The 20810-nt window shown below is 60.0% G+C and carries 19 protein-coding genes and 1 other RNA gene; 15 read left to right on the top strand and 5 right to left on the bottom strand.

The features are described from left to right. Positions 1-203 precede the first annotated feature (203 nt). Positions 204-1877 carry a DNA repair protein RecN gene (gene recN / locus IB249_RS28505; protein ID WP_192309510.1) on the top strand — a complete coding sequence of 558 codons (1674 nt, stop codon included), beginning with the start codon at positions 204-206 and terminating at the stop codon, positions 1875-1877. 76 nt (positions 1878-1953) lie between these two features. On the opposite strand, the gene fur is transcribed toward recN, so the two are convergent. Beyond that, positions 1954-2358: a ferric iron uptake transcriptional regulator gene (fur, locus tag IB249_RS28500; RefSeq protein ID WP_110966279.1), complete on the bottom strand. Its 405-nt coding sequence runs from the start codon at positions 2356-2358 to the stop codon at positions 1954-1956. 97 nt (positions 2359-2455) lie between these two features. On the opposite strand from fur, the gene IB249_RS28495 reads away from it, so the two are divergent. Then, positions 2456-2983 carry an outer membrane protein assembly factor BamE gene (locus tag IB249_RS28495; protein WP_192309508.1) on the top strand — a complete coding sequence of 176 codons (528 nt, stop codon included), beginning with the start codon at positions 2456-2458 and terminating at the stop codon, positions 2981-2983. A gap of 60 nt (positions 2984-3043) precedes the next feature. Here IB249_RS28495 and IB249_RS28490 read toward each other — a convergent pair whose 3' ends face one another. The 3 genes from IB249_RS28490 to IB249_RS28480 are packed head-to-tail and all read right to left on the bottom strand — an operon-like array spanning position 3044 to position 5196. Next, positions 3044-3358, bottom strand: a complete 315-nt coding sequence (locus IB249_RS28490; RefSeq protein ID WP_192309506.1) for an RnfH family protein — start codon at positions 3356-3358, stop codon at positions 3044-3046. Continuing rightward, on the bottom strand, positions 3351-3785 hold the full coding sequence (locus IB249_RS28485; protein WP_192309504.1) for a type II toxin-antitoxin system RatA family toxin: 435 nt from the start codon (positions 3783-3785) through the stop codon (positions 3351-3353). The genes IB249_RS28490 and IB249_RS28485 overlap by 8 nt, the downstream gene beginning before the upstream one ends. 7 nt (positions 3786-3792) lie before the next feature. Beyond that, complete coding sequence (locus IB249_RS28480) at positions 3793-5196, bottom strand: sodium-dependent transporter (protein ID WP_192309502.1); 1404 nt, start codon at positions 5194-5196, stop codon at positions 3793-3795. A gap of 118 nt (positions 5197-5314) precedes the next feature. On the opposite strand from IB249_RS28480, the gene smpB reads away from it, so the two are divergent. Next, entirely contained in the window at positions 5315-5797 is a 483-nt protein-coding gene (gene smpB, locus IB249_RS28475; protein ID WP_192309500.1) for an SsrA-binding protein SmpB, read from the top strand. A 131-nt stretch (positions 5798-5928) separates the two neighbouring features. Here smpB and IB249_RS28470 read toward each other — a convergent pair whose 3' ends face one another. After that, entirely contained in the window at positions 5929-6696 is a 768-nt protein-coding gene (locus IB249_RS28470) for a GntR family transcriptional regulator (protein ID WP_192309498.1), read from the bottom strand. A 260-nt stretch (positions 6697-6956) separates the two neighbouring features. Between IB249_RS28470 and IB249_RS28465 the strand changes: the two genes are divergently transcribed. From IB249_RS28465 to IB249_RS28410, 12 genes are all read left to right on the top strand, one after another. After that, positions 6957-8651, top strand: a complete 1695-nt coding sequence (locus IB249_RS28465) for a lactate permease LctP family transporter (protein ID WP_192309496.1) — start codon at positions 6957-6959, stop codon at positions 8649-8651. Positions 8652-8802: 151 nt separating this feature from the next. Further along, the gene (locus tag IB249_RS28460; protein WP_192309494.1) at positions 8803-9627 is read left to right on the top strand and encodes a (Fe-S)-binding protein; all 825 of its coding nucleotides are present in this window, start codon (positions 8803-8805) and stop codon (positions 9625-9627) included. Next, positions 9624-11078, top strand: a complete 1455-nt coding sequence (locus IB249_RS28455; protein ID WP_192309492.1) for a LutB/LldF family L-lactate oxidation iron-sulfur protein — start codon at positions 9624-9626, stop codon at positions 11076-11078. The genes IB249_RS28460 and IB249_RS28455 overlap by 4 nt, the downstream gene beginning before the upstream one ends. Continuing rightward, positions 11078-11749 carry a LutC/YkgG family protein gene (locus IB249_RS28450; protein WP_192309490.1) on the top strand — a complete coding sequence of 224 codons (672 nt, stop codon included), beginning with the start codon at positions 11078-11080 and terminating at the stop codon, positions 11747-11749. The genes IB249_RS28455 and IB249_RS28450 overlap by 1 nt, the downstream gene beginning before the upstream one ends. After that, the gene (locus tag IB249_RS28445; RefSeq protein ID WP_192309488.1) at positions 11746-14556 is read left to right on the top strand and encodes an FAD-binding and (Fe-S)-binding domain-containing protein; all 2811 of its coding nucleotides are present in this window, start codon (positions 11746-11748) and stop codon (positions 14554-14556) included. The genes IB249_RS28450 and IB249_RS28445 overlap by 4 nt, the downstream gene beginning before the upstream one ends. 130 nt (positions 14557-14686) lie before the next feature. Beyond that, entirely contained in the window at positions 14687-14974 is a 288-nt protein-coding gene (locus tag IB249_RS28440; RefSeq protein ID WP_192309486.1) for a hypothetical protein, read from the top strand. A gap of 97 nt (positions 14975-15071) precedes the next feature. After that, positions 15072-15465, top strand: a transfer-messenger RNA (tmRNA) gene (gene ssrA / locus IB249_RS28435). Positions 15466-15651: 186 nt separating this feature from the next. Continuing rightward, positions 15652-16908, top strand: a complete 1257-nt coding sequence (locus tag IB249_RS28430) for an integrase domain-containing protein (protein ID WP_192309484.1) — start codon at positions 15652-15654, stop codon at positions 16906-16908. A gap of 906 nt (positions 16909-17814) precedes the next feature. Further along, positions 17815-19182, top strand: coding sequence for a YfjI family protein (locus IB249_RS28425; RefSeq protein WP_192309482.1), 1368 nt, complete (start codon positions 17815-17817; stop codon positions 19180-19182). Then, positions 19166-19525, top strand: a complete 360-nt coding sequence (locus tag IB249_RS28420) for a hypothetical protein (protein ID WP_192309888.1) — start codon at positions 19166-19168, stop codon at positions 19523-19525. The genes IB249_RS28425 and IB249_RS28420 overlap by 17 nt, the downstream gene beginning before the upstream one ends. Beyond that, positions 19503-20483, top strand: a complete 981-nt coding sequence (locus tag IB249_RS28415; protein ID WP_192309479.1) for an integrase domain-containing protein — start codon at positions 19503-19505, stop codon at positions 20481-20483. Before IB249_RS28420 ends, IB249_RS28415 begins: the two co-directional genes overlap by 23 nt. After that, a complete protein-coding gene (locus tag IB249_RS28410) occupies positions 20480-20752 on the top strand; it encodes a hypothetical protein (RefSeq protein WP_192309477.1) in 273 nt (90 codons plus the stop codon). Before IB249_RS28415 ends, IB249_RS28410 begins: the two co-directional genes overlap by 4 nt. Positions 20753-20810 lie beyond the last annotated feature (58 nt).

Genomic DNA, 20810 nt, shown 5'->3' with positions numbered 1-20810 from the left:
GCGCTTCTGTCCCGGTATATGGGGCCGCAAAAACCAGCTTCAAGGGCCGATAACAATTAACCCTACAAAAAACAGCTGCATTGTCATTCCCCGATGCACTAACGATTTCGTCGGACCAAGCAAATCGAGCTAAGGGAGGGCATTGTCAGTCGCAAATAAAACACTGTATAAATAACCAGACCTAAAGCCTGGGAGCGGCCGTCATGCTGGTGCACCTGTCCGTACACAACTACGCCATCGTTGAACATCTCGATCTCGAACTCGATCGCGGGATGAGCGTGATCACAGGGGAAACCGGCGCCGGCAAGTCGATCATGCTCGACGCCCTGGGCCTCACCCTGGGGGATCGTGCCGACAGCGGCGTGGTCCGTCCCGGCGCTGACAAGGCAGACATCCTGGCCACGTTCGACCTGGTCGACATTCCGGAAGCCAGTGCCTGGCTCGCCGAGCGCGACCTGGAAAGTGACGGTCCATGCATCCTGCGCCGGGTCATCACCGCCGAAGGTCGCTCGCGAGGCTATATCAACGGCACTCCCTGCCCGCTGGGTGACCTCAAGGCCCTTGGCGAGCTGTTGATCGACATCCACAGCCAGCATGAACACCAGTCCCTGCTCAAGACCGATACGCACCGCCGCCTGCTGGACGAGTATGCCGGCGCCACCGACCTTGCCCGCCAGGTTCAGCTCGCCGCCCAGCGCTGGCGCCAGACCAGCCAGGAGCTGGAGCGCCTGACCAACTCGGGCGACGAGCAGCGCGCCCGCCATCAGTTGCTGAGTTATCAGCTCGAAGAGCTAGAGAATCTCGGCCTTGGCGAAAAAGAACTGGAGGAACTGGAGCAGGAACACAAGAACCTGACCAATGCCGAAACCCTGCTCGGCATCTGCCGGCAGGTGGTCGAGCAATGCAGCGAAAGTGATTCAGGCAATGTCCTGAACGCCCTGACCGCGAGCCTCAATCGCCTGTCGAGCGTCAACAGTTCGATTGGCGCACTGGGTGAAGCCAGCAGCCTGTTGACCAGTGCACAGATCCAGGTCGAAGAGGCCGTGGGCGAACTGAATCGCTTCCTCGACAACTTCGACGCCGACCCGGCACGCCTGCAGTACCTGGAAGAGCGCCTCGACGCGATCTACACCATGGCGCGCAAACACCGTATCCAGCCCACCGAGGTCGCCGAGATGCAGCAACGGCTGCTGGATGAAATCGAGACCCTCAATGCCAACGACGAGTCGATCGAGCGCCTGGGCGACGAGCTGGCGTCCTACGCCCGTCATTATCAGGAAAAGGCCCGGGAGTTGAGCGATCTGCGCCACCAGGCGTCAAGCAGCCTGGCCAGTGCCGTCGAACAGGAGATCCAACGCCTGGGCATGCCGGGTGGGCGTTTCACCATCGAGTTACGCCCCAACAGCGGCGGCGAACTGCTGCCCAACGGCCTGGAGCAGGTCGAGCTACTGGTCAGCGCCAACCCCGGCCAGCCACTGAAAGCCCTGGCCAAGGTCGCCTCGGGCGGCGAACTGTCGCGGATCAGCCTGGCCATCCAGGTGATCACCGCACAGACGTCGCGAGTACCCACCCTGGTGTTCGATGAAGTGGACGTGGGGATCGGCGGGCCGACCGCCGAGATTGTCGGCCAGTTGCTGCGCCGCCTGGGCGAGCGCGGGCAGGTGCTGACGGTGACTCACTTGCCACAAGTGGCGGCCCAGGGGCATCAGCATCTATTCGTGCACAAGGTGCGTGACGAGAAAGCGACCCACACGGCCGTCTCCAAGCTGAGCAAAAACGATCGCGTCGAAGAGGTCGCCCGGATGCTGGGCGGTATCGACCTGACGAAGGAGTCCCTGGCTCACGCCAAGAAAATGGTGGTAACCGCGAAAATTTAGCTCCCGCGCAAAGCACAAAGGCGACTCTTGAGTCGCCTTTGTTCGTTTCGCGAGCCTGGCAGCTCACGCGACATGCTTACTTTTTCTTGCGTACGTACAGCACCAGATTGTGATCAACCATCTCGAAGCCATACTTCTCGACGATCGCTTTCTGCAGATTTTCGATTTCCTGATCGAAGAACTCGATCACTTCACTGGTTTCGACGTTGACCATATGGTCGTGATGCTTGCCGTCGTCCAGCTCGAAGACCGCATGGCCCCCGTCGAAGTTGTGCCGCACCACAAGGCCAGCTGCCTCGAACTGGGTCAGTACACGGTAGACCGTGGCCAGACCGACGTCCTCGCCAGCCTCCATCAGTGCCTTGTAGACATCCTCGGCACTCATGTGGCGCTGCTCGGCGGAATCGAGCATTTGCAGAATTTTGACCCGTGGCAGGGTCACTTTGAGGCCGGCTTTGCGTAGTTCGCTATTTTCAACCATGGTCAGCTTTCTCGCGATGCTGCTTCGCAGCTTCTCTTAATGCGGGTATGATCGGCGTTTACGTTGTCCCAGCCAAGATAGTGGAAGTCGCCCACCGATGCAAAACACCAAGCTCTTGCTAACCAGTTTCACCTTTGTGGGACTGCTCGCACTCGCCGGTTGTTCATTCCCCGGGGTTTACAAAATCGACATCCAGCAGGGCAATGTCGTCACGCAGGACATGATAGACCAGTTACGCCCCGGAATGACCCGACGGCAAGTACGGTTTATCATGGGCAACCCCCTGCTGACCGACACGTTCCATGCCGATCGCTGGGATTACCTGTACAGCCTGCAACCGGGTGGCGGTGAACGCCAACAGGAACGCATTAGCGTTATCTTCAACCCAAATGATCAACTTGTCAGCCTCTCCGGCGACTTCATGCCAGGCGTGAGCCGAGATGAAGCCATTCTGGGCCAGGACAGTGGCACTAACGTGACCGCTCCTGCCGAGAACGTCGAGAAGCCAAAACCGGAAAAACCGGCCAAGCCAGGTTCATTGCTGGACCAGATCCAGAAGGACGTCGACGGCGTAGAAACCGTTCCAGTCCCGACGCCAGAACCGCTGGACACCTCGCCGCAATAATTTGCGACGCAATAAAAAACCCGGAATTTCCGGGTTTTTTATTGCCTGATTTTCGGCCAATCACCCATTCCGGGCCTTCGCCTCGGCAGCCCTGGCGGCGCGAAGCCGGCGAACTTCCTTGGGATCGGCCACCAGCGGCCGATAAATCTCCAGACGATCCCCCGCCTGAACCTGGCGAGTGTCCGGGTCGACAATCACCTTGCCGAACACCCCGACCGGACAATCGACCAGATTCAATTCCGCAAACTCACTGCCCAGCCCTGAACTCAACAGCGCGGAACGTACCGTGGTGCCCACCGGCACCGACACGCTGCGAAGTACCTGGCGATCCACTGCGGCATACACCACTTCAATCTCGATCACGGTCTCAACCATGCATCTGCTTGGCGCGCTGGCAGAACGCATCGACCAGGGTGTTGGCCGCCTGATTGAACAACGGTCCCAGGGTGGCGCGAACAATCGGCCCGGCGTAGTCGAACGACAGGTCCAGGCTGATCTTGCAGGCCTTGTCGGTCAGGGCCTTGAACACCCAGATACCGTGCAACTGGGTGAACGGGCCCTCTTCGAGGTTCATCTCGATCGATTGCCCGGGAACCAGGGTGTTGCGGGTCACGAAATGCTGGCTGAGCCCTCCCTTGGCCACCCCGACGCTTGCGCGCATGAACTCGGGGGCGCTTTCCAGGACCTCGGCCGATGAACACCACGGCAGAAACTCCGGATAACGCGCTACGTCATTGACCAGGTCATACAGCGCTTGCGCCGGATACGGCAGCAAAGCCGAACGTTGAATGTGTGTCGTCATGTCAGCGTCACTTCCACAGCTGGGCGGCAAACACTACGAGAATGCCGATGGGCGCCACATAGCGCATCAAAAACAGGGTCAGCGTGAACAGCCTGGGGTTGCGGATCGACAATTCGTCGCGCACCGCTTCACGCCCCATCACCCAACCCGCAAACAACACGAAGCACAAGCCACCGAGTGGCAACATGATCCGCGAGGTGAAGAAATCGATCACACCAAAGAAATCCAGACCGCCGACGGCCCCCCATTGATAGAGATGGAACGCCCCGCCTTCGTTCACGAAAAACCTGGCTGGCTTCCAGATGTTGAACGAAAACACCGTCCCCAGACCAACGAACCAGCAAGTGAACGCCAGCCAGAACGTCACCCAGGCGCGCCTGACCTTAGTCCGCTCCACCAGGTAAGCCACCATGGGCTCCAGCAACGAAATGGCCGAACTCCACGCAGCAATCGCCACCAGCACGAAGAACACTACGCCCATCAGCTGGCCAAATGCTACGTTACCGAAGGCAAAGGGCAGGCTGACGAACATCAGCCCCGGGCCTTCGCTGGGATTCAGCCCGGCCGCAAAGACGATGGGGAACAACGCCAGACCAGCCACCAGGGAGACGAAGGTGTCGAGCAACGCAACGCCGACCACTGTGCCGGAAATCGATGATTGCTTGGGCATGTAGGCGCCGTAGATCATGATCGAACCCACCCCCACGCTCAACGAAAAGAACGCATGGCCCATTGCCGGCAACAAGCCGTCGAGGACTTTTTCCGGGTGGAAGTCGAACATGAAATGCAGGCCGTTCATGAAATGGCCGGTGGTCATGCTGTAGCCCAACAACACCAAGACCATGACGAACAGCAGCGGCATCATGATGCGCAAACTGCGCTCAAGCCCTGCCACCACACCCTTGGCGATCACAATCGCCGACAGCAGCATGAACACCGTGTGCCAAAGTGTCAGGCGCCAGGGGTCGGCGATCACCTTGCCAAAGTACGCACCGACCTGGTCAGGCGTCACGCCCTGGAAATCGCCACGCCCCATGTTGATGATGTAATCCAGCGACCAACCGCCAACGACACTATAGAAAGACAGGATCAGCAAGGCCGTGATCATGCCGGCGAAGGCGCCCCAGGACCACTTCGCCGAGTGCCCGGCCTCCAGCGCCAACACCTTCAGGGCATTGGCCGGACTCTGCCGGGCGCGACGGCCGATCAGGGTTTCCGCGAGCATCACCGGCACACCGATCAGCGCGATACAGGCCAGGAACATCAACACAAAGGCCCCGCCGCCGTAGATCCCGACCATGTACGGGAATTTCCAGATGCTGCCCAGGCCCACGGCCGAACCGGTTGCGGCCAGAATGAAGACCCAGCGGCTGGCCCAGCTGCCGTGGACAGAAACCTTGTCTGTCGACATCGTTGTCACGTCCAAGCATTGCAAAAAGAGCGCGCATTGTCCGGGATTCAATCAACCTGCTCAAGCACGCAGCATCACCGTAGCCGACTCGCTTGCAACTCCCTATAATGCCGCCCCTATGGCTAAACAGAAGAAACACCCTACAGGGACCATCGCGCAGAATAAAAAGGCGCGACACGATTACTTCATCGAGCACAAGTTCGAGGCTGGTCTGGTCCTGGCCGGCTGGGAAGTAAAAAGTCTGCGTGCAAGCAAGCTGCAGCTGGTGGACAGCTACGTCCTGCTCAAGGACGGCGAAGCCTGGCTGCTCGGCAGTCACATCACGCCGCTGATGACTGCCAGCACGCACGTCATTGCCGATCCGACCCGCACCCGCAAACTGCTGCTCAACCGGCGCGAGCTGGACAAGCTGTCCGCCGCCGTCCAGCAAAAGGGCTACGCCTGCGTGTGCCTGTCCTGGTACTGGAGCAAGCACATGGTCAAGTGCGAGATCGCTCTGGGCAAGGGCAAGAAGGAATACGACAAGCGTGATACCGAACGCGAGCGCGACGCCGGTCGCGAGCTGCAGCGTGCGGTGCGCAACAAGGGCAAGGAAGACTGATCTTCCTTTTGCCTGAAGCCGCCATCGCGAGCGGGCTCGTTCCCACAGGTTGAATGTGATTCTGTGGGCGCGAGCCTGCTCCGGGCGGCGTTCCGACGATAGCAAGTGCCCTGTCGCCGCAAATTGCCGGGCTACATCCCCTTGCGCCGCTCCGCCCGGGCCACGCGCTGCACTTCCTGACGCACCTCCTCCAGCACTTCCTGCACATACAGGATGTGTCGACTGGAGACTTCCCGCGCCTGCTCGGCCCTGCCCTCGATAATCGCCATGTACAACTCTCGGTGCTGGGTGATCAGCATGTCGCGGGTTTCCGTGCGTTGCTTGTACATGCCGCCAATGTTGGTCACCACGTTGCGCTTGAGCAGGTCAAACAGCCCACGGATGGTATGCAGCAGGACAGCGTTGTGACTGGCTTCGGCGATGGCCAGATGGAATTTGGCGTCCGCCGCCCCCTCTTCGGCTCGACTGACCTCGTCGTGGCGCGAGTAACAATCCTGCAGCTCGTTGAAAGCTGCCGTCAGGCGTTCACGGTCGACATCGGTGGCACGCAGGGCTGCGTAATAGGCGCAGGAGGCTTCCAGGGTGTGGCGAAACTCCAGCAGATCGCGCTGGGCTTCGGGATTGCTTTCCAGCAAATGAAGCAGCGGATCACTGAACGTCGTGCCCAATGACTCCACCACATAATTGCCGCCACCCTGGCGACTGACCAGCAAGCCTTTTGCCGCCAGCTTCTGAATCGCTTCGCGCAACGAAGGGCGTGACACGCCGAACTGCTCGGCCAGCGCACGCTCGGCCGGCAAACGCTCTCCCGCCTTTAACGTACCCTCGAGGATCATCCCCTCAAGCCGCTCGACAATATCGTCAGACAAACGGCGCTGACGAATCTGATCAAACCCCATACTCAATTCTCCACGATCCCGACGGCTCGCCGGGCTCTCTATTCTGGCCTATCGGCGCCAGGCCGGCACGTATCAGACGGCATTTGTTCGAGCGAATCACGCAGGCAGTACCGCCCCTATTCGACAAAAGTTTAAGTGCTGCAAATTGACACACCACCGGCAAGGCTTTTACCCTAGCGAACAGCGATTGTAAATTGGTATTACCAATTAACCAAGAACGCTGACCAGTGCCTACCAACAACAACTAGGGGCCACCCCACATGCAAACCTGGCAACAGCTCTATAGCCCGCTCGGCAGTCTCGGCCTATCCGCCCTCGCGGCCGTCATCCCCATCGTGTTTTTCTTTCTGGCGTTGGCGGTGTTCCGCCTCAAGGGTCACGTGGCCGGTAGCATTACGCTGGCCTTGTCTATCCTGGTGGCCATCTTCGCGTTCCAGATGCCGGTCGACATGGCATTCGCCGCCGCCGGTTATGGTTTCGCCTATGGCCTGTGGCCGATCGCGTGGATCATCGTGGCCGCGGTATTCCTCTACAAGCTGACGGTCAAGAGTGGTCAGTTCGAGGTGATCCGCAGTTCGGTCCTTTCGATCACCGACGACCAGCGCCTGCAGGTGTTGCTGATCGGTTTCTGCTTCGGTGCCTTTCTTGAAGGGGCGGCCGGTTTCGGCGCACCGGTGGCGATTACCGCCGCCCTGCTGGTAGGCCTGGGTTTCAACCCGCTGTACGCCGCTGGCCTGTGCCTGATCGCCAACACCGCGCCGGTGGCCTTCGGTGCTTTGGGGATCCCGATCATCGTGGCCGGACAAGTGACCGGGATCGACGCCTTCAAGATCGGCGCCATGACCGGCCGTCAACTGCCGCTGCTGTCGCTGTTCGTCCCGTTCTGGCTGGTGTTCATGATGGACGGCCTGCGTGGCGTACGTGAAACCTGGCCGGCCGCGCTGGTGGCGGGCTTGAGCTTTGCCGTCACCCAGTACTTCACGTCGAACTTCATCGGCCCGGAACTGCCGGACATCACCTCGGCCCTGGCCAGCCTGATTTCCCTGACCCTGTTCCTGAAAGTCTGGCAGCCTAAACGCGCCGCAGGCCAACACGTGGCCGGCGCCGTTTCCGCCTCGGTCGTTGCTGCCAGCGCCGGGGGTTTCGGCCAACCGCGCACCACGCAAGCATCGCCTTACAGCCTGGGTGAAATCTTCAAGGCTTGGTCGCCGTTCCTGATCCTCACCGTACTGGTCACCATCTGGACCCTGAAGCCGTTCAAGGCGATGTTTGCCGCCGGCGGCTCGATGTACAGCTGGGTGTTCAACTTCGCCATCCCGCACCTCGATCAACTGGTGATCAAGACCGCACCGATCGTGGCTGCGCCGACGGCCATTCCGGCGGTGTTCAAGCTTGATCCGATCTCCGCGACCGGCACGGCGATTTTCTTCTCGGCACTGATTTCGATGCTGGTACTGAAGATCAATGTCAAAACTGGTCTGACCACCTTGAAAGAGACCTTTTTCGAACTGCGCTGGCCGATCCTGTCCATCGGCATGGTGCTGGCATTCGCCTTCGTCACCAACTACTCGGGCATGTCTTCGACCATGGCCCTGGTACTGGCCGGCACCGGCGCAGCCTTCCCGTTCTTCTCGCCGTTCCTCGGCTGGCTGGGCGTGTTCCTGACCGGTTCCGATACGTCGTCGAACGCGCTGTTCAGTTCGCTGCAAGCCACCACCGCACACCAGATCGGCGTCAATGACACCTTGCTGGTCGCGGCGAACACCAGCGGCGGCGTGACCGGCAAGATGATCTCGCCACAATCGATCGCCGTGGCCTGCGCCGCGACTGGCCTGGTGGGCAAGGAATCGGATCTGTTCCGTTTCACCCTCAAGCACAGCCTGTTCTTCGCCACCATCGTCGGCCTGATCACCCTGGCTCAAGCCTACTGGTTCACCGGCATGCTGGTGCACTGAGTCACCCACGCCCCAACGCAAGTACCGACGCCGCACCACCCCTGCGGCGTCAGCTATTCACAACCCGGTCCGTAAGGCTGCTGGAAGCATCACGCGCTATATTCAGCAGCCTCAGCGGACGGATAACCGGGCCCACCCGGAGACACGCCTGATGAGCGAGCTTTTTTACAACGCCGTGCCGAACGCGACCCGCGTCGCCCCGCCCCTGCCCGAGCCTCGACAGTATCCCGGCGAAAAACCGTCCCGGGTTTATCTGTTCGGAACCTGCGTGGTGGATCTGTTCTACCCGGAAGCCGGGATGGATGCGATCCACCTGCTGGAGCGCGAAGGTATTCGCGTCGAGTACCCGCAAGGGCAGAGCTGCTGCGGACAGCCGGCCTACACCTCGGGTTACACCGAACAGGCCCGGACCGTGGCGCGTGCGCAACTGGCATTGTTTGCCGGTGACTATCCGGTGGTGGTGCCGTCGGGTTCCTGTGCGGGGATGATTCGTGAACACTACGCCGACCTGTTCAAGGACGAGCCGCACACGTTGAAACAGGTTCAGGCCCTGGCGGCCCGGACCTACGAGTTGGCCGAGTTCCTCTTGTTTGTCTGCAAGGTGCAGCTCAAGGACAATGGCGCCCCGGTCAAGGTGGCCCTGCACACGTCGTGCTCGGCGCGCCGGGAAATGAATACCCACCTGCACGGTCGCGAGCTGTTGGCGCAACTGGGCAACGTGGAGCGGGTCGACCACACTCGTGAAAGCGAATGCTGTGGCTTCGGTGGGACTTTCAGCGTCCGTATGCCGGATATTTCCGGAGCGATGGTGGCCGACAAGACCCGCGCGCTGAAGGAATCCGGTGCGCATCAGGTACTCAGTGCCGACTGCGGATGCCTGATGAACATCAACGGCTCTCTGGAAAAACAGCAGGAAGCGTTGCGCGGCCAACACCTGGCGAGTTTCCTCTGGCAACGAACCGGAGGCGGCCAATGAACGCTTCCACGATCATTCCTACGGTTGCCGTAGAAGAAGATTTCCACACCCGTGCGCACAAGGCACTGGGTGACCCGCAGCTGCGAAACAACTTTCGCAAGGCGATGGATTCTCTGATGACAAAACGGGCAGCGTCTTTCGGCGATGCCCACGAAAGGGAACATTTGCGTGCGCTGGGCAATGCGGTCCGCGCCCGTGCGTTATCCAAGCTGCCCGACCTGCTCGAACAGCTTGAACAGAACCTGACCCGCAACGGTGTGACAGTGCACTGGGCGGAAACGGTGGACGAAGCCAATGACATCGTCCTCTCGATCATCCGCGCTCACGAGGGGCGGCAAGTGATCAAGGGCAAATCGATGGTCAGCGAAGAGATGGAAATGAACCATGTCCTCGAAGCTCAAGGCATTGAATGCCTGGAGTCGGACATGGGGGAATACATCGTTCAGCTCGACCACGAGAAGCCTTCACACATCATTATGCCGGCGATCCACAAGAATGCCGGTCAGGTCGCGTCCTTGTTCCACGACAAACTTGGCGTGGAATACACCAAGGACGTCGACCAACTCATTCAGATCGGTCGCAAAGTGTTGCGGCAGAAATTCTTCGAAGCGGACATCGGCGTCTCCGGTGTCAACTTCGCCGTCGCCGAAACCGGCACCCTGCTGCTGGTGGAAAACGAAGGCAACGGGCGCATGACCACCACCGTGCCGCCGGTGCACATCGCCGTCACCGGCATCGAGAAAGTCGTGGAAAACCTGCGCGACGTGGTGCCGCTGCTGTCGTTGCTGACCCGCTCCGCGCTGGGCATCCCGATCACCACCTACGTCAACATGATCTCCGGCCCGCGCAAGGAACACGAGCTCGACGGCCCTCAGGAAGTGCACTTGGTGTTGCTGGACAACGGTCGCAGCCAGGCCTTTGCCGACAGCGAGTTGCGCCAGACCCTGAATTGCATCCGCTGCGGCGCCTGCATGAATCATTGCCCGGTCTACACCCGAATCGGCGGCCACGCCTATGGGGAGGTGTACCCCGGCCCTATCGGAAAAATCATCACGCCGCACATGGTCGGCCTGGCGAAAGTGCCGAACCATCCCAGCGCCTCGTCGCTGTGCGGGGCCTGCGGTGAGGTGTGCCCGGTCAAGATCCCGATCCCCGCGTTGCTGCGCCGCCTGCGGGAAGAGAACGTCAAGGCGCCGGACAGCCCGCATCAGGTCATGCGCGGCCAGGGCAGCAAGTATTCGCGCAAGGAACGCCTGATCTGGAACGCCTGGGCGCGGCTCAACAGCTCGCCGACGCTGTACCGTCTGTTCGGCTTTCTCGCCACGCGCCTGCGTGCGCTCGCACCGAGCAACGTCGGCCCCTGGACGCAAAACCACAGCGCGCCGAAACCCGCTGCCCGCTCACTGCACGACATGGCCCGCGAACACCTGGGCAAACAGGGAGACCGCTGATGAGCGCCAAGCAAAACATCCTCGGCAAATTGCGCAAAAGCCTGACCGGCACCACACCCGTGCCCGACAACTTCGATGTCGAACTGGTGACTGCGCCCTACACCTACGCGCCGGAACAGCGCATTGCGCAACTGCGCAAACTGATGGAAGCGGTGCACACGGAAATCCATCTGACCTCGGGCGCAGGCTGGCCGGCGTTGCTCGCGCAATTGATCGGCGAGCGCCAGTTGCCGAGTCTGCTGATCGCGCCGACGACTGCTCACGGTCAACAGCTCACTCAGCACTGGGCGAACAATCCGGGGTTGCCGGCACTCAAATCCTACGACCGTCCGGTGGAGGAATGGAAAGCCGAGTTGTTCAACGACACCCCGGCCAGCCTGACCGGCACGCTCGGGGCCATCGCGGCGACAGGCAGCCTGATTCTCTGGCCGACGCGGGAAGAGCCGCGCTTGATGAGCCTGGCGCCCTCGGTGCATTTCGCCCTGCTCAAGGCCAGTGAAATCCGCGACAACTTCTATCAGGTGCAGCAGGAGTTCAACTGGGCCCAGCGCATGCCGACCAACGCGCTACTGGTGTCTGGCCCGTCGAAGACCGCCGACATCGAACAAGTCCTGGCTTATGGCGCCCACGGTCCGAAAGACCTGGTGGTTTTGATTCTGGAGGACCAATGAGTCTACCGGCCGCTTTCCTGCGAGATGCGCAGCAACTGATCCCCCCAGAGCGCCGTTTCGACGACCCGCTGTCGACTTTGGCCTTCGGCACCGACGCCAGTTTCTACCGGCTGATTCCGAAACTGGTGATACGCGTCGAATCCGAGGACGAGGTGATTGCCCTGCTCAAGCTGGCCCAACGGGATCAGGTCCCGGTGACGTTCCGCGCCGCCGGCACCAGCCTGTCCGGCCAGGCCATCAGCGGTTCGGTGCTGATCGTGCTGGGGGATAACTGGAACGGCCGCGAGATTCGTGGCCAGGGCACGCAAATCCGCCTGCAACCGGGCGTGATCGGCGCCCAGGCCAACGCCTGGCTGGCACCGTTCGGACGCAAGATCGGCCCGGACCCCGCCTCGATCAACGCCTGCAAGATCGGCGGCATCGTCGCCAACAATGCCAGCGGCATGTGCTGCGGCACGGCGCAAAACACCTACCACACGCTGGCCGGGATTCGCCTGGTGCTGGCCGACGGCAGCCGTCTCGACACCGAAGATGCGGCGAGTGTCGCGGCGTTTCGCCAAAGCCACGGCGCACTGCTGGATCGCCTGGCGCAGCTGGGCCGCGAAACTCGCGCCAACAGCGAGCTGGCCGCGAAGATCCGCCACAAGTATCGCCTGAAAAATACCACCGGCCTGTCACTCAATGCCCTGGTGGATTTCGACGAGCCTGTGGATATCTTGAGCCACCTGCTGGTGGGCTCCGAAGGCACGCTCGGGTTCATCAGCGCGGTCACCTACGACACCGTGATCGACCACCCGAACAAAGCCTCGGCGCTGATCGTGTTCCCCGATGTGGAGACCTGCTGCAACGCCGTCAGCGTGTTGAAGAGCCAGCCGGTGTCGGCCGTGGAACTGCTCGACCGGCGCAGCCTGCGCTCGGTGCAGAACAAGCCCGGCATGCCGGATTTCGTACAACACCTGTCGGACAATGCCTGCGCGCTGTTGATCGAATCCCGCGCCGCATCCTCCACCCTGCTGCACGAGCAACTGGCGCAGATCATGGCGTCGCTGGCCTCGTTCCCAGTGGAGAAACAGGTCGACTTCACTGAAAACCCGGTGGAAAACGCCCGCCTCTGGGCCATCCGCAAGGACACCTTCCCCGCCGTTGGCGCCGTGCGTAAAACCGGCACCACGGTGATCATCGAGGACGTGACCTTCCCGGTGGAACAACTGGCGATTGGCGTGAACCGTCTGATCGAGCTGTTCGACAAACATCACTACGACGAAGCGATCCTTTTCGGGCATGCCCTGGAGGGCAATCTCCACTTCGTCTTCACCCAAGGCTTCAACAACCCGGAAGAAGTCGCACGCTACCAGGCGTTCATGGATGACGTCGCGCAGTTGGTCGCGGTGGAGTTCGGCGGCTCGCTGAAAGCCGAGCACGGCACCGGCCGCAACATGGCGCCCTTCGTCGAACTGGAATGGGGCAGCGACGCCTATCAGTTGATGTGGCAACTCAAACGCCTGCTCGACCCCCACGGCATTCTCAACCCGGACGTGGTGCTCAGCGAAGATCCACAGATTCACCTCAAGCACCTGAAACCGCTGCCGGCCGCCGACGAGATCGTCGACAAGTGCATCGAGTGCGGATTCTGCGAACCGGTGTGCCCCTCCAAAGGCCTGACCCTAAGCCCGCGCCAGCGCATCGTGATCTGGCGTGACATTCAGGCGAAAAAGCGTGCCGGCGTGGACACCCGCGAACTGGAAGCCGCGTATGAATACCACGGCCTCGAGACCTGCGCCGCCACCGGGCTGTGCGCCCAGCGTTGCCCGGTCGGCATCAACACCGGCGACCTGGTGAAAAAGCTGCGCGGCCGTACAGCCACCCATACGAAAACCGCCAACTGGCTTGAAGGCAATTTCGCCACCGCCCTGCAAGGCGCACGCTTCACCCTGCACGTGGCCAACGGCGCGCGCATGCTGCTGGGGGCGCCACGCCTGGCCAAACTGTCGGCGACCCTGACGAAGGTGTCCAAGGGCCAGGTCCCCCAATGGACCAACGCCATGCCGCAGCCGGAGAAAGCCATTCGCTTCAGCCCGAGCGTATCGGACGCCCGTCCGCGCGTGGTGTACCTGGCGGCTTGCGTCTCGCGGGTGATGGGGCCGGCGGCCGGTGACAAAGAGCAAACGTCGCTGTACGAAAAGACCCGTGGCCTGCTGGAAAAAGCCGGCTACCAGGTCGTCCTTCCGGACAACCTCGACAGCCTGTGCTGCGGCCAGCCGTTCGCCTCAAAAGGCTACGCCGAGCAGGCCGAACACAAGCGCCAGGAAATGCTGGGCGCCCTGCTGCACGCCAGCCGTGGCGGCCTCGATCCGATCTACTGCGACACCAGCCCCTGCACCCTGCGCCTGGTCCAGGACCTGGGCGATGTCCGACTCGACCTGTACGACCCGGTGCGCTTCATCCGTACGCACCTGATGGACCGGCTCGAATTCATGCCTCAGGAAGCCCCCATCGCAGTCCACGTCACCTGCAGCACCCAACACTTGGGCGAAAGCCAGGCGCTGATCGACCTGGCCCGCAAGTGCAGCAAAAACGTGGTGATTCCCGAAGGGATTCACTGCTGCGGGTTTGCCGGCGACAAGGGCTTCACCACACCGGAACTGAACGCCCATTCGCTGCGCACCCTCAAGGACGCCGTGCAGACCTGCAGCGAAGGGATTTCCACCAGCCGCACCTGCGAAATCGGCCTGACCCAACACGGCGGCATCAACTACCACGGCCTGGTCTACCTCGTGGATCGCGTCACCCGGGCGAGGGCCATCTGAAGAAAAATAGAACCCTGACGCGCGGCTGTAGTCCACCGAATAAGCCCGGACATTGCCGGGCCATACCCAAACTCGGCAGCCCGTGCTGACGGCCAGCAAATGCCTGGACCCTCAGTTCAAGGAGATACACATGAAACGTTCTGTACTGTTAGGTCTGTTCGTTACAGCTTCCATGATGGCGTCCACTTCGTTTGCCGCGAGCAAGACGGATAATCTGTGTGAAACCAATATCCAGACCATCGAGAACGGCAAGGCACAGGTCAAGCCGGAAATGCAGGGGCAGATTGAAGCCTCGCTCAACAAAGCCAAGGCGTTGCTGAACAAAGGTGATGAAACCAGCATCAAGCAATGCATTACCGAGACCCAGCAGACCATGACCGAACTGCAGAAAACCAACAAAGACGGCAAAAGCAGCTGATCAGCCGCAGCGGCCAACCTTCGGGTTGGCCTTCCGGACCGCTTTGGCGTACACTGCACAGGCCTGTTGCTCACATGATTCACCGAGCATCAGGCTCGGGGCCGTTTAGGATTCGACGCCGGTTGCGAAACTTTAGGTGCATGCCGAGTTGGTAACAGAACTCGTAAATCCACTGTTGCAACTTCTTATAGTTGCCAATGACGAAACCTACGGGGAATACGCTCTCGCTGCGTAAGCAGCCTTAGCTCTTCCCTTCTGGTACCTTCGGGTCCAGCAATCATCAGGGGATGTCTGTAAACCCAAAGTGATTGTCATATAGAACAGAATCGCCGTGCAGTACGTTGTGGACGAAGCGGCTAAAACTTACACAACTCGCCCAAAGCACCCTGCCCGTCGGGTCGCTGAGGGTTAACTTAATAGACACGGCTACGCATGTAGTACCGACAGCGGAGTACTGGCGGACGGGGGTTCAAATCCCCCCGGCTCCACCACTTCATCATCTAAAGACGTCCACGGACGTCTTTTTTTGTGCCTGAAATCCATTGAAATCAAGGGTTTCAGGGCCATTAGCTTCCGTAGAAGAATTTAGAGTTCCACGCGTTTTGGTATCCCATTTGGTATCCCGGCCTCACCGGTGCTATTTTTGGGATACCAAAACGGTGTCGGAGGTAGCTCTCATGCCTACTAATGCAACCCGCCTCTCAGACCGCCAACTCAAGGCAGTCAAGGCAACAGGAAAAGACTTCGTTCTCACTGACGGTGACGGCCTTCAACTCAGGGTCAGAGCCAGTGGCTCGATGATATGGAATTTCAACTATCGCGAGCCGGTAACCAAAAACCGCCTCAATATGGCTCTGGGCCCTTACCCGGCTCTCTCGTTGGCGAACGCCAGAAAGAAAGCTCAAGAAGCACGTGAACTACTGGCGCTAGGCATTGATCCCAAGGCTCACCGCGATGAGCTCAGGCAAGCCAAGCTGGCGAAGACCGAACACACATTCGAGAAGGTGGCCACCGCCTGGTTCGAACTGAAAAAACACTCCGTCACAACGGCCTACGCCGAAGACATCTGGCGCTCACTCACGCTGCATGTTTTCCCCAGCCTCAAAGCCGCACCCCTTGCAGACATCACCGCCCCCATGATCATCAAGCTCCTACGCCCGATCGAGGCCAAAGGCAGCCTGGAGACGGTCAAGCGACTTTCCCAACGTCTCAACGAAATCATGGCCTACGGCGTCAACTGCGGGCTGATCTTTGCGAACCCGCTCAGTGGCATTCGGTCAGCCTTCAAGAAACCGCAAAAACAAAACATGCCGGCACTTCCTCCCGAAGAACTACCCGACCTTATGCTGGCGATTGCCAACGCCAGTATCAAACGCATCACCCGCTGCCTGATCGAATGGCAACTGCACACTATGACCCGCCCTGCCGAGGCTGCCGGGACGACCTGGGCAGAAATAGATTTCGAGAAACGCATCTGGACCATCCCAAAGGAGCGCATGAAAAAACGCCGTGTGCACCCCATCCCCCTAAGCGACCAGACGCTCGCGCTGCTAGAGACACTCAAGCCCTACAGCGGCCACCGGGAACACGTATTTCCGGCCGACCGAAATCCGCGTACCCACGCAAACAGCCAGACCGCAAACATGGCATTAAAGCGTATGGGCTTCCAGGATCGGTTGGTCAGCCACGGCCTGCGATCAATGGCCAGCACCATCCTCAACGAACATGGATGGGACCCGGAGTTAATTGAAGTCGCACTCGCCCATGTCGACAAAGACGAAGTCCGAAGCGCGTACAACCGAGCGGACTACATCGAGCGAAGACGCCCGATGATGACTTGGTGGAGCGAATACATTCAAAAAGCCGCCACCGGCAATTTGTCGGTGACGGCCATTCATGAAAACAAAAACGGGAACGTCATCCCGTTTCGTTAATCAGTTCCTGCTGGCGAAGGCGGCGACACTGGCGACATCCCACGTATTTAGCGATCCTTCGTATGGCGACAACGTGGCGACAGTCGCCACCATCTGCATCGCCCATAAGCTTTTAACGCCCAGCCCCTGAGGGCAGGAAGGCTTCGCCTTCCCGTCCTCAGGGGCTCACTTTAAAAACCGACGAACGGCCAATCGTCCATTCAAGGCCACCTTCTTCCACGCACGTCCAACGCCTAAATAGCCCACCGCCCCCCCAGTTGACCACCCTTCGAGCACGCGTTACACCAGAGCCGTACAGCGCTGTCATCGACAGCATTGCCCAGGTAGCCAGGGACCTTTAAGGCTACGCCCTACAGTGGTGGTCCCAGCCCATGCGCGCTTGCTTCCAATTAGGCGCGCAGTCACGCCCAACGTGATCGAAGCCAACTTATCCACAGTGCAAATGCGGCAGCCCACGCCCGTCTCTTTCTCCAGGAAAGAGACGGGCGCCGAAATCACTGCCGCAGCCCTTGCCGGGCAACACATTGCAGCATTTGTCCCTGTGACAATCGGCGTGACAAACCCCGATGTCACCCGTAGCAGCAATGCAGATGATGGTGCCGCAGCCCACGGAATGGACTGCACCTGACTGACAGTCAGGCACGCCCCGGTTATCGCATCACTGCCTGCAACAGACTCAGGATCTCGCGGCGCTGGTCTCGTCAGCCAACGCAGCCTCCACCCGCCCACCGCTATCGGTGCTCAGGAGGCCAGATCATGAGATGCCCAAGCTCCCGGTCGTAAAGAGCCGCCCGTCCCGTGTAAGTGGACAACCCTCACAGGCTGCAGGGGCCTTGATCCCTGATAACACTCAACAACCGTGGCGGGGAGAGTGAGGGGGAAATTCGAAGCACCAGGAGAATGACGATGCAATTGTGCGAAGTGTTCGACCTGCCACAGCCGCTGCTGGAATACCGGCCCGAGCCGCTTGCGTATCCAGTCGAAGCGTTGGGACAGATCTTAGGGCCAGCCGTCGAACGCATGGCCGAGGTGATCGGCGTGCCCTGCGCCATGGCTGCGCAATCGGTGTTGGCCACTGCCGCCCTGGTGGCCCAGTCGCACGCCAATGTGCATCTCGATGGCCGTGTTTATCCGTTGTCCCTGTACATGCTGACGGTGGCATCGTCGGGTGATCGGAAAAGCGCAGTGGATCATCTTGCGCTGGCGGCTGCGCGTGAGTGGGAGCGACGGCAGTGGATGCTGTACTTGGAGCAACTGAAAGCCAATCGCGCCGCCATTCGAGGAAAGCACGACGCTCGTGAGTTATCCGACCCCGTGCCGCCTAGGTTGATCATTGCCGAGCCCACCATTGAGGCGCTGATCAAAAACCTATGCCAGGGCTTGCCCAGCATGGGGTTATTCAACGATGAGGGCGGCCAGTTTTTGGGCAGCAGCACGATGAGCAAAGAGAACCAACTCAAGGCCATCACCACCCTGTCAACGCTCTGGGATGGCAGCCCCATCGACCGGGCGCGCTCCATGCCTGGCGAAAGCCTACGAGCTTATGATCGCCGTCTCAGTCTGCATCTGATGCTGCAACCTTACCTGGCCAACCAGCTACTCACAGATCGAATGATCAACGGCCAAGGCATTCTTGGGCGCTGCCTGATCAGTTGGCCCGAGCGCCTGGTGGGGCGGCGCTTGTACAAGGCCGTCGACCTGACGCGAGATGCCAAGATCCAGCGCTATCAAGCGCGCATTACCGCTCTGTTGGATAAGCCGATGTCGCTACACAACGACGGCTCACTTAACCCTGACAGGCTGGAACTGACATCCAGAGCGCGCACTGCCTGGATCGATATTCACGACACCATTGAATGCCAATCTGGTGAGTTTGGCGAGCTGTCCGGCGTTCAATCCGTCGCGGGGAAAGCAGCCGCCAACGTACTGCGTATCGCCGGGGTATTGGCGGTGATTGAAGACGCGCATGTAGTGGACGAACCCCATATCCAGCGCGCCTCGACGCTGATGGATTACTACCTGGCCGAAATCCAGCGCCTGACGGAGCAAGAGCCCATCAACACGTTACGCGAGGAGGCAGATCGACTATTACGCTGGCTAACGCAAAAAGGCTGGACCCAATTCACCGTCCGCGACCTCAACCGCAATGGCCCCCGCTTTGCCCGCAAGAGCAGTCATCACGCAATTACGCTGCTGGTCGAATTGATCTCACATAGCTGGCTGGACTCTCCTGACGGAAAGACCTTCGAGGTGCGCCATGTTCCGCCTCAATGACGCGGTGCGCCGTTACCAGGCACAGCATCAGACACGACCTGCATTGCGGAGTGTCGCCACTTCCGTCGCCGCCTTGTCGCCAAGCTTCAGAGCAGCAACTACAAGGGTTGTCGCCACTGTCGCCGTTGTCGCCACACCCGTCTTAGGGCCTGTCGACATCGGCCAACTGATCCACCAACTGCGCGAAGAGGGAGCAATGCTCCGGCATCAGCAAAACGCCCTGATTATTCGTCCCACACATTGGCATCAGACGGACAAGATCAGCGCCCACTGGAAAGCGGTGCTGCGCTTTCTGCAAGACACGGAAAACGGTGAAGCCGATGGCATTGGTCGGCCGGCGTGATGGGCGCAACTTTGGCTATGGCCGTCAGCTCAGCTATGCCGGCCCACAAGCGTTGAAGGATATGTTTGCCGGCGGACACTTCGCTACGGTCAAAGCACACAGTGATCGCTGGCAGGCGTTTGTGAAATGGTGTCGGTCTACGGACGGCCCAGGTTACAACGATGCTCGCCGGATAGATCGCTGTACCTTGCACAGTTACGCCGCACATCTGCGCCTGCAAATCCAACAAGGTGAAATCTGCATCGCCACCGCGCTGAACCGTCTAAGCAGCGTCAACCGTACCCTCGCCGCGCTACGCGGTGATCAGCACGTGAAGATCGCCAGCCCGAGCAGAGCACTCAGCATGCAGCGATCAAGCGTACGCACCCGAGCACCGAATGGCCAAGACCACCAACAACTGAATCGAGTGATTGAAGCGCTTCGCGAACAGCAACACCACCGCGTAGCCGCGATTGTCTGCTTGGCCCGCGCAACCGGCATGCGCCTACGCGAAGCGATCCTGGCTGACTTGCTACGCTTGCAGCGTGAGGCTGAGTGCTTGGGCCGCATCAATATTCAGGACGGTACCAAAGGTGGCAGGTCCGGAGCTTCGGCACCACGCTGGGTCGTGGCCAATGAAGAAGTGAAGGCGGCGCTACAGTTCGCTCGAAATGCGTCACCAACCGGCAGCCGTAACTTGCTGGCTCGAGACGAAAGCTACGCAACGTTCTTGCAACAGACCGTGTGCCCTGCGCGTAAAACACTGCACGAACAAGGGCTGAAAGGCTTTCATGAACTAAGAGCGGCTTACGCTTGCGAACGGTACAAGCAACTTACGGGTCACCCCGCACCGGTTAGTGGTGGCCACTGTTATCGCGTTGATCACGACCTTGCTCGACAGGCGCGCCAACAGATCAGTTTTGAGCTCGGACATCACCGAATCGACGTGGTATCAGCATATATTGGAGGTCGGGCATGACCAAGCCATTCGATATGGCGCTTTTCCTGAGTGGCGTATTGACTGGCTCGACTGCTACGCAGCAACGCCATCTGCGGCAAGCCCGGATTATGCATGTGGCTATTCAAAAGCGGTGGCAGCGCGAAAATCCGTGGGTTTGGCAGGTTAAGCATGTGCGATGGTTTCTGGCTTTCTATCTAGAAGGCCGCGCGAATACAACGTTGTATTACTATCGGCTTACTGCACGATTGATCTGGAGCCGCATGGGACGCACCTCGTCATTGCGTTGATGAGATTGCTAGCCTCATCCCCTGGAAGCGACCTAGAGCTGTTGCAGCACGGAAGAAG

The sequence above is a fragment of the Pseudomonas sp. PDM04 genome (genome assembly GCF_014851765.1).
GTDB lineage: Bacteria > Pseudomonadota > Gammaproteobacteria > Pseudomonadales > Pseudomonadaceae > Aquipseudomonas.
This window is presented reverse-complemented; position numbering and strand designations above follow the sequence as displayed.

Coding starts and splice junctions, on each gene's coding strand:
- recN (WP_192309510.1), top strand. CDS start 204: ATGCTGGTGCACCTGTCCGTACACAACTACGCCATCGTTGAACATCTC.
- fur (WP_110966279.1), bottom strand. CDS start 2,358: ATGGTTGAAAATAGCGAACTACGCAAAGCCGGCCTCAAAGTGACCCTG.
- IB249_RS28495 (WP_192309508.1), top strand. CDS start 2,456: ATGCAAAACACCAAGCTCTTGCTAACCAGTTTCACCTTTGTGGGACTG.
- IB249_RS28490 (WP_192309506.1), bottom strand. CDS start 3,358: ATGGTTGAGACCGTGATCGAGATTGAAGTGGTGTATGCCGCAGTGGAT.
- IB249_RS28485 (WP_192309504.1), bottom strand. CDS start 3,785: ATGACGACACACATTCAACGTTCGGCTTTGCTGCCGTATCCGGCGCAA.
- IB249_RS28480 (WP_192309502.1), bottom strand. CDS start 5,196: ATGTCGACAGACAAGGTTTCTGTCCACGGCAGCTGGGCCAGCCGCTGG.
- smpB (WP_192309500.1), top strand. CDS start 5,315: ATGGCTAAACAGAAGAAACACCCTACAGGGACCATCGCGCAGAATAAA.
- IB249_RS28470 (WP_192309498.1), bottom strand. CDS start 6,696: ATGGGGTTTGATCAGATTCGTCAGCGCCGTTTGTCTGACGATATTGTC.
- IB249_RS28465 (WP_192309496.1), top strand. CDS start 6,957: ATGCAAACCTGGCAACAGCTCTATAGCCCGCTCGGCAGTCTCGGCCTA.
- IB249_RS28460 (WP_192309494.1), top strand. CDS start 8,803: ATGAGCGAGCTTTTTTACAACGCCGTGCCGAACGCGACCCGCGTCGCC.
- IB249_RS28455 (WP_192309492.1), top strand. CDS start 9,624: ATGAACGCTTCCACGATCATTCCTACGGTTGCCGTAGAAGAAGATTTC.
- IB249_RS28450 (WP_192309490.1), top strand. CDS start 11,078: ATGAGCGCCAAGCAAAACATCCTCGGCAAATTGCGCAAAAGCCTGACC.
- IB249_RS28445 (WP_192309488.1), top strand. CDS start 11,746: ATGAGTCTACCGGCCGCTTTCCTGCGAGATGCGCAGCAACTGATCCCC.
- IB249_RS28440 (WP_192309486.1), top strand. CDS start 14,687: ATGAAACGTTCTGTACTGTTAGGTCTGTTCGTTACAGCTTCCATGATG.
- IB249_RS28430 (WP_192309484.1), top strand. CDS start 15,652: ATGCCTACTAATGCAACCCGCCTCTCAGACCGCCAACTCAAGGCAGTC.
- IB249_RS28425 (WP_192309482.1), top strand. CDS start 17,815: ATGCAATTGTGCGAAGTGTTCGACCTGCCACAGCCGCTGCTGGAATAC.
- IB249_RS28420 (WP_192309888.1), top strand. CDS start 19,166: ATGTTCCGCCTCAATGACGCGGTGCGCCGTTACCAGGCACAGCATCAG.
- IB249_RS28415 (WP_192309479.1), top strand. CDS start 19,503: ATGGCATTGGTCGGCCGGCGTGATGGGCGCAACTTTGGCTATGGCCGT.
- IB249_RS28410 (WP_192309477.1), top strand. CDS start 20,480: ATGACCAAGCCATTCGATATGGCGCTTTTCCTGAGTGGCGTATTGACT.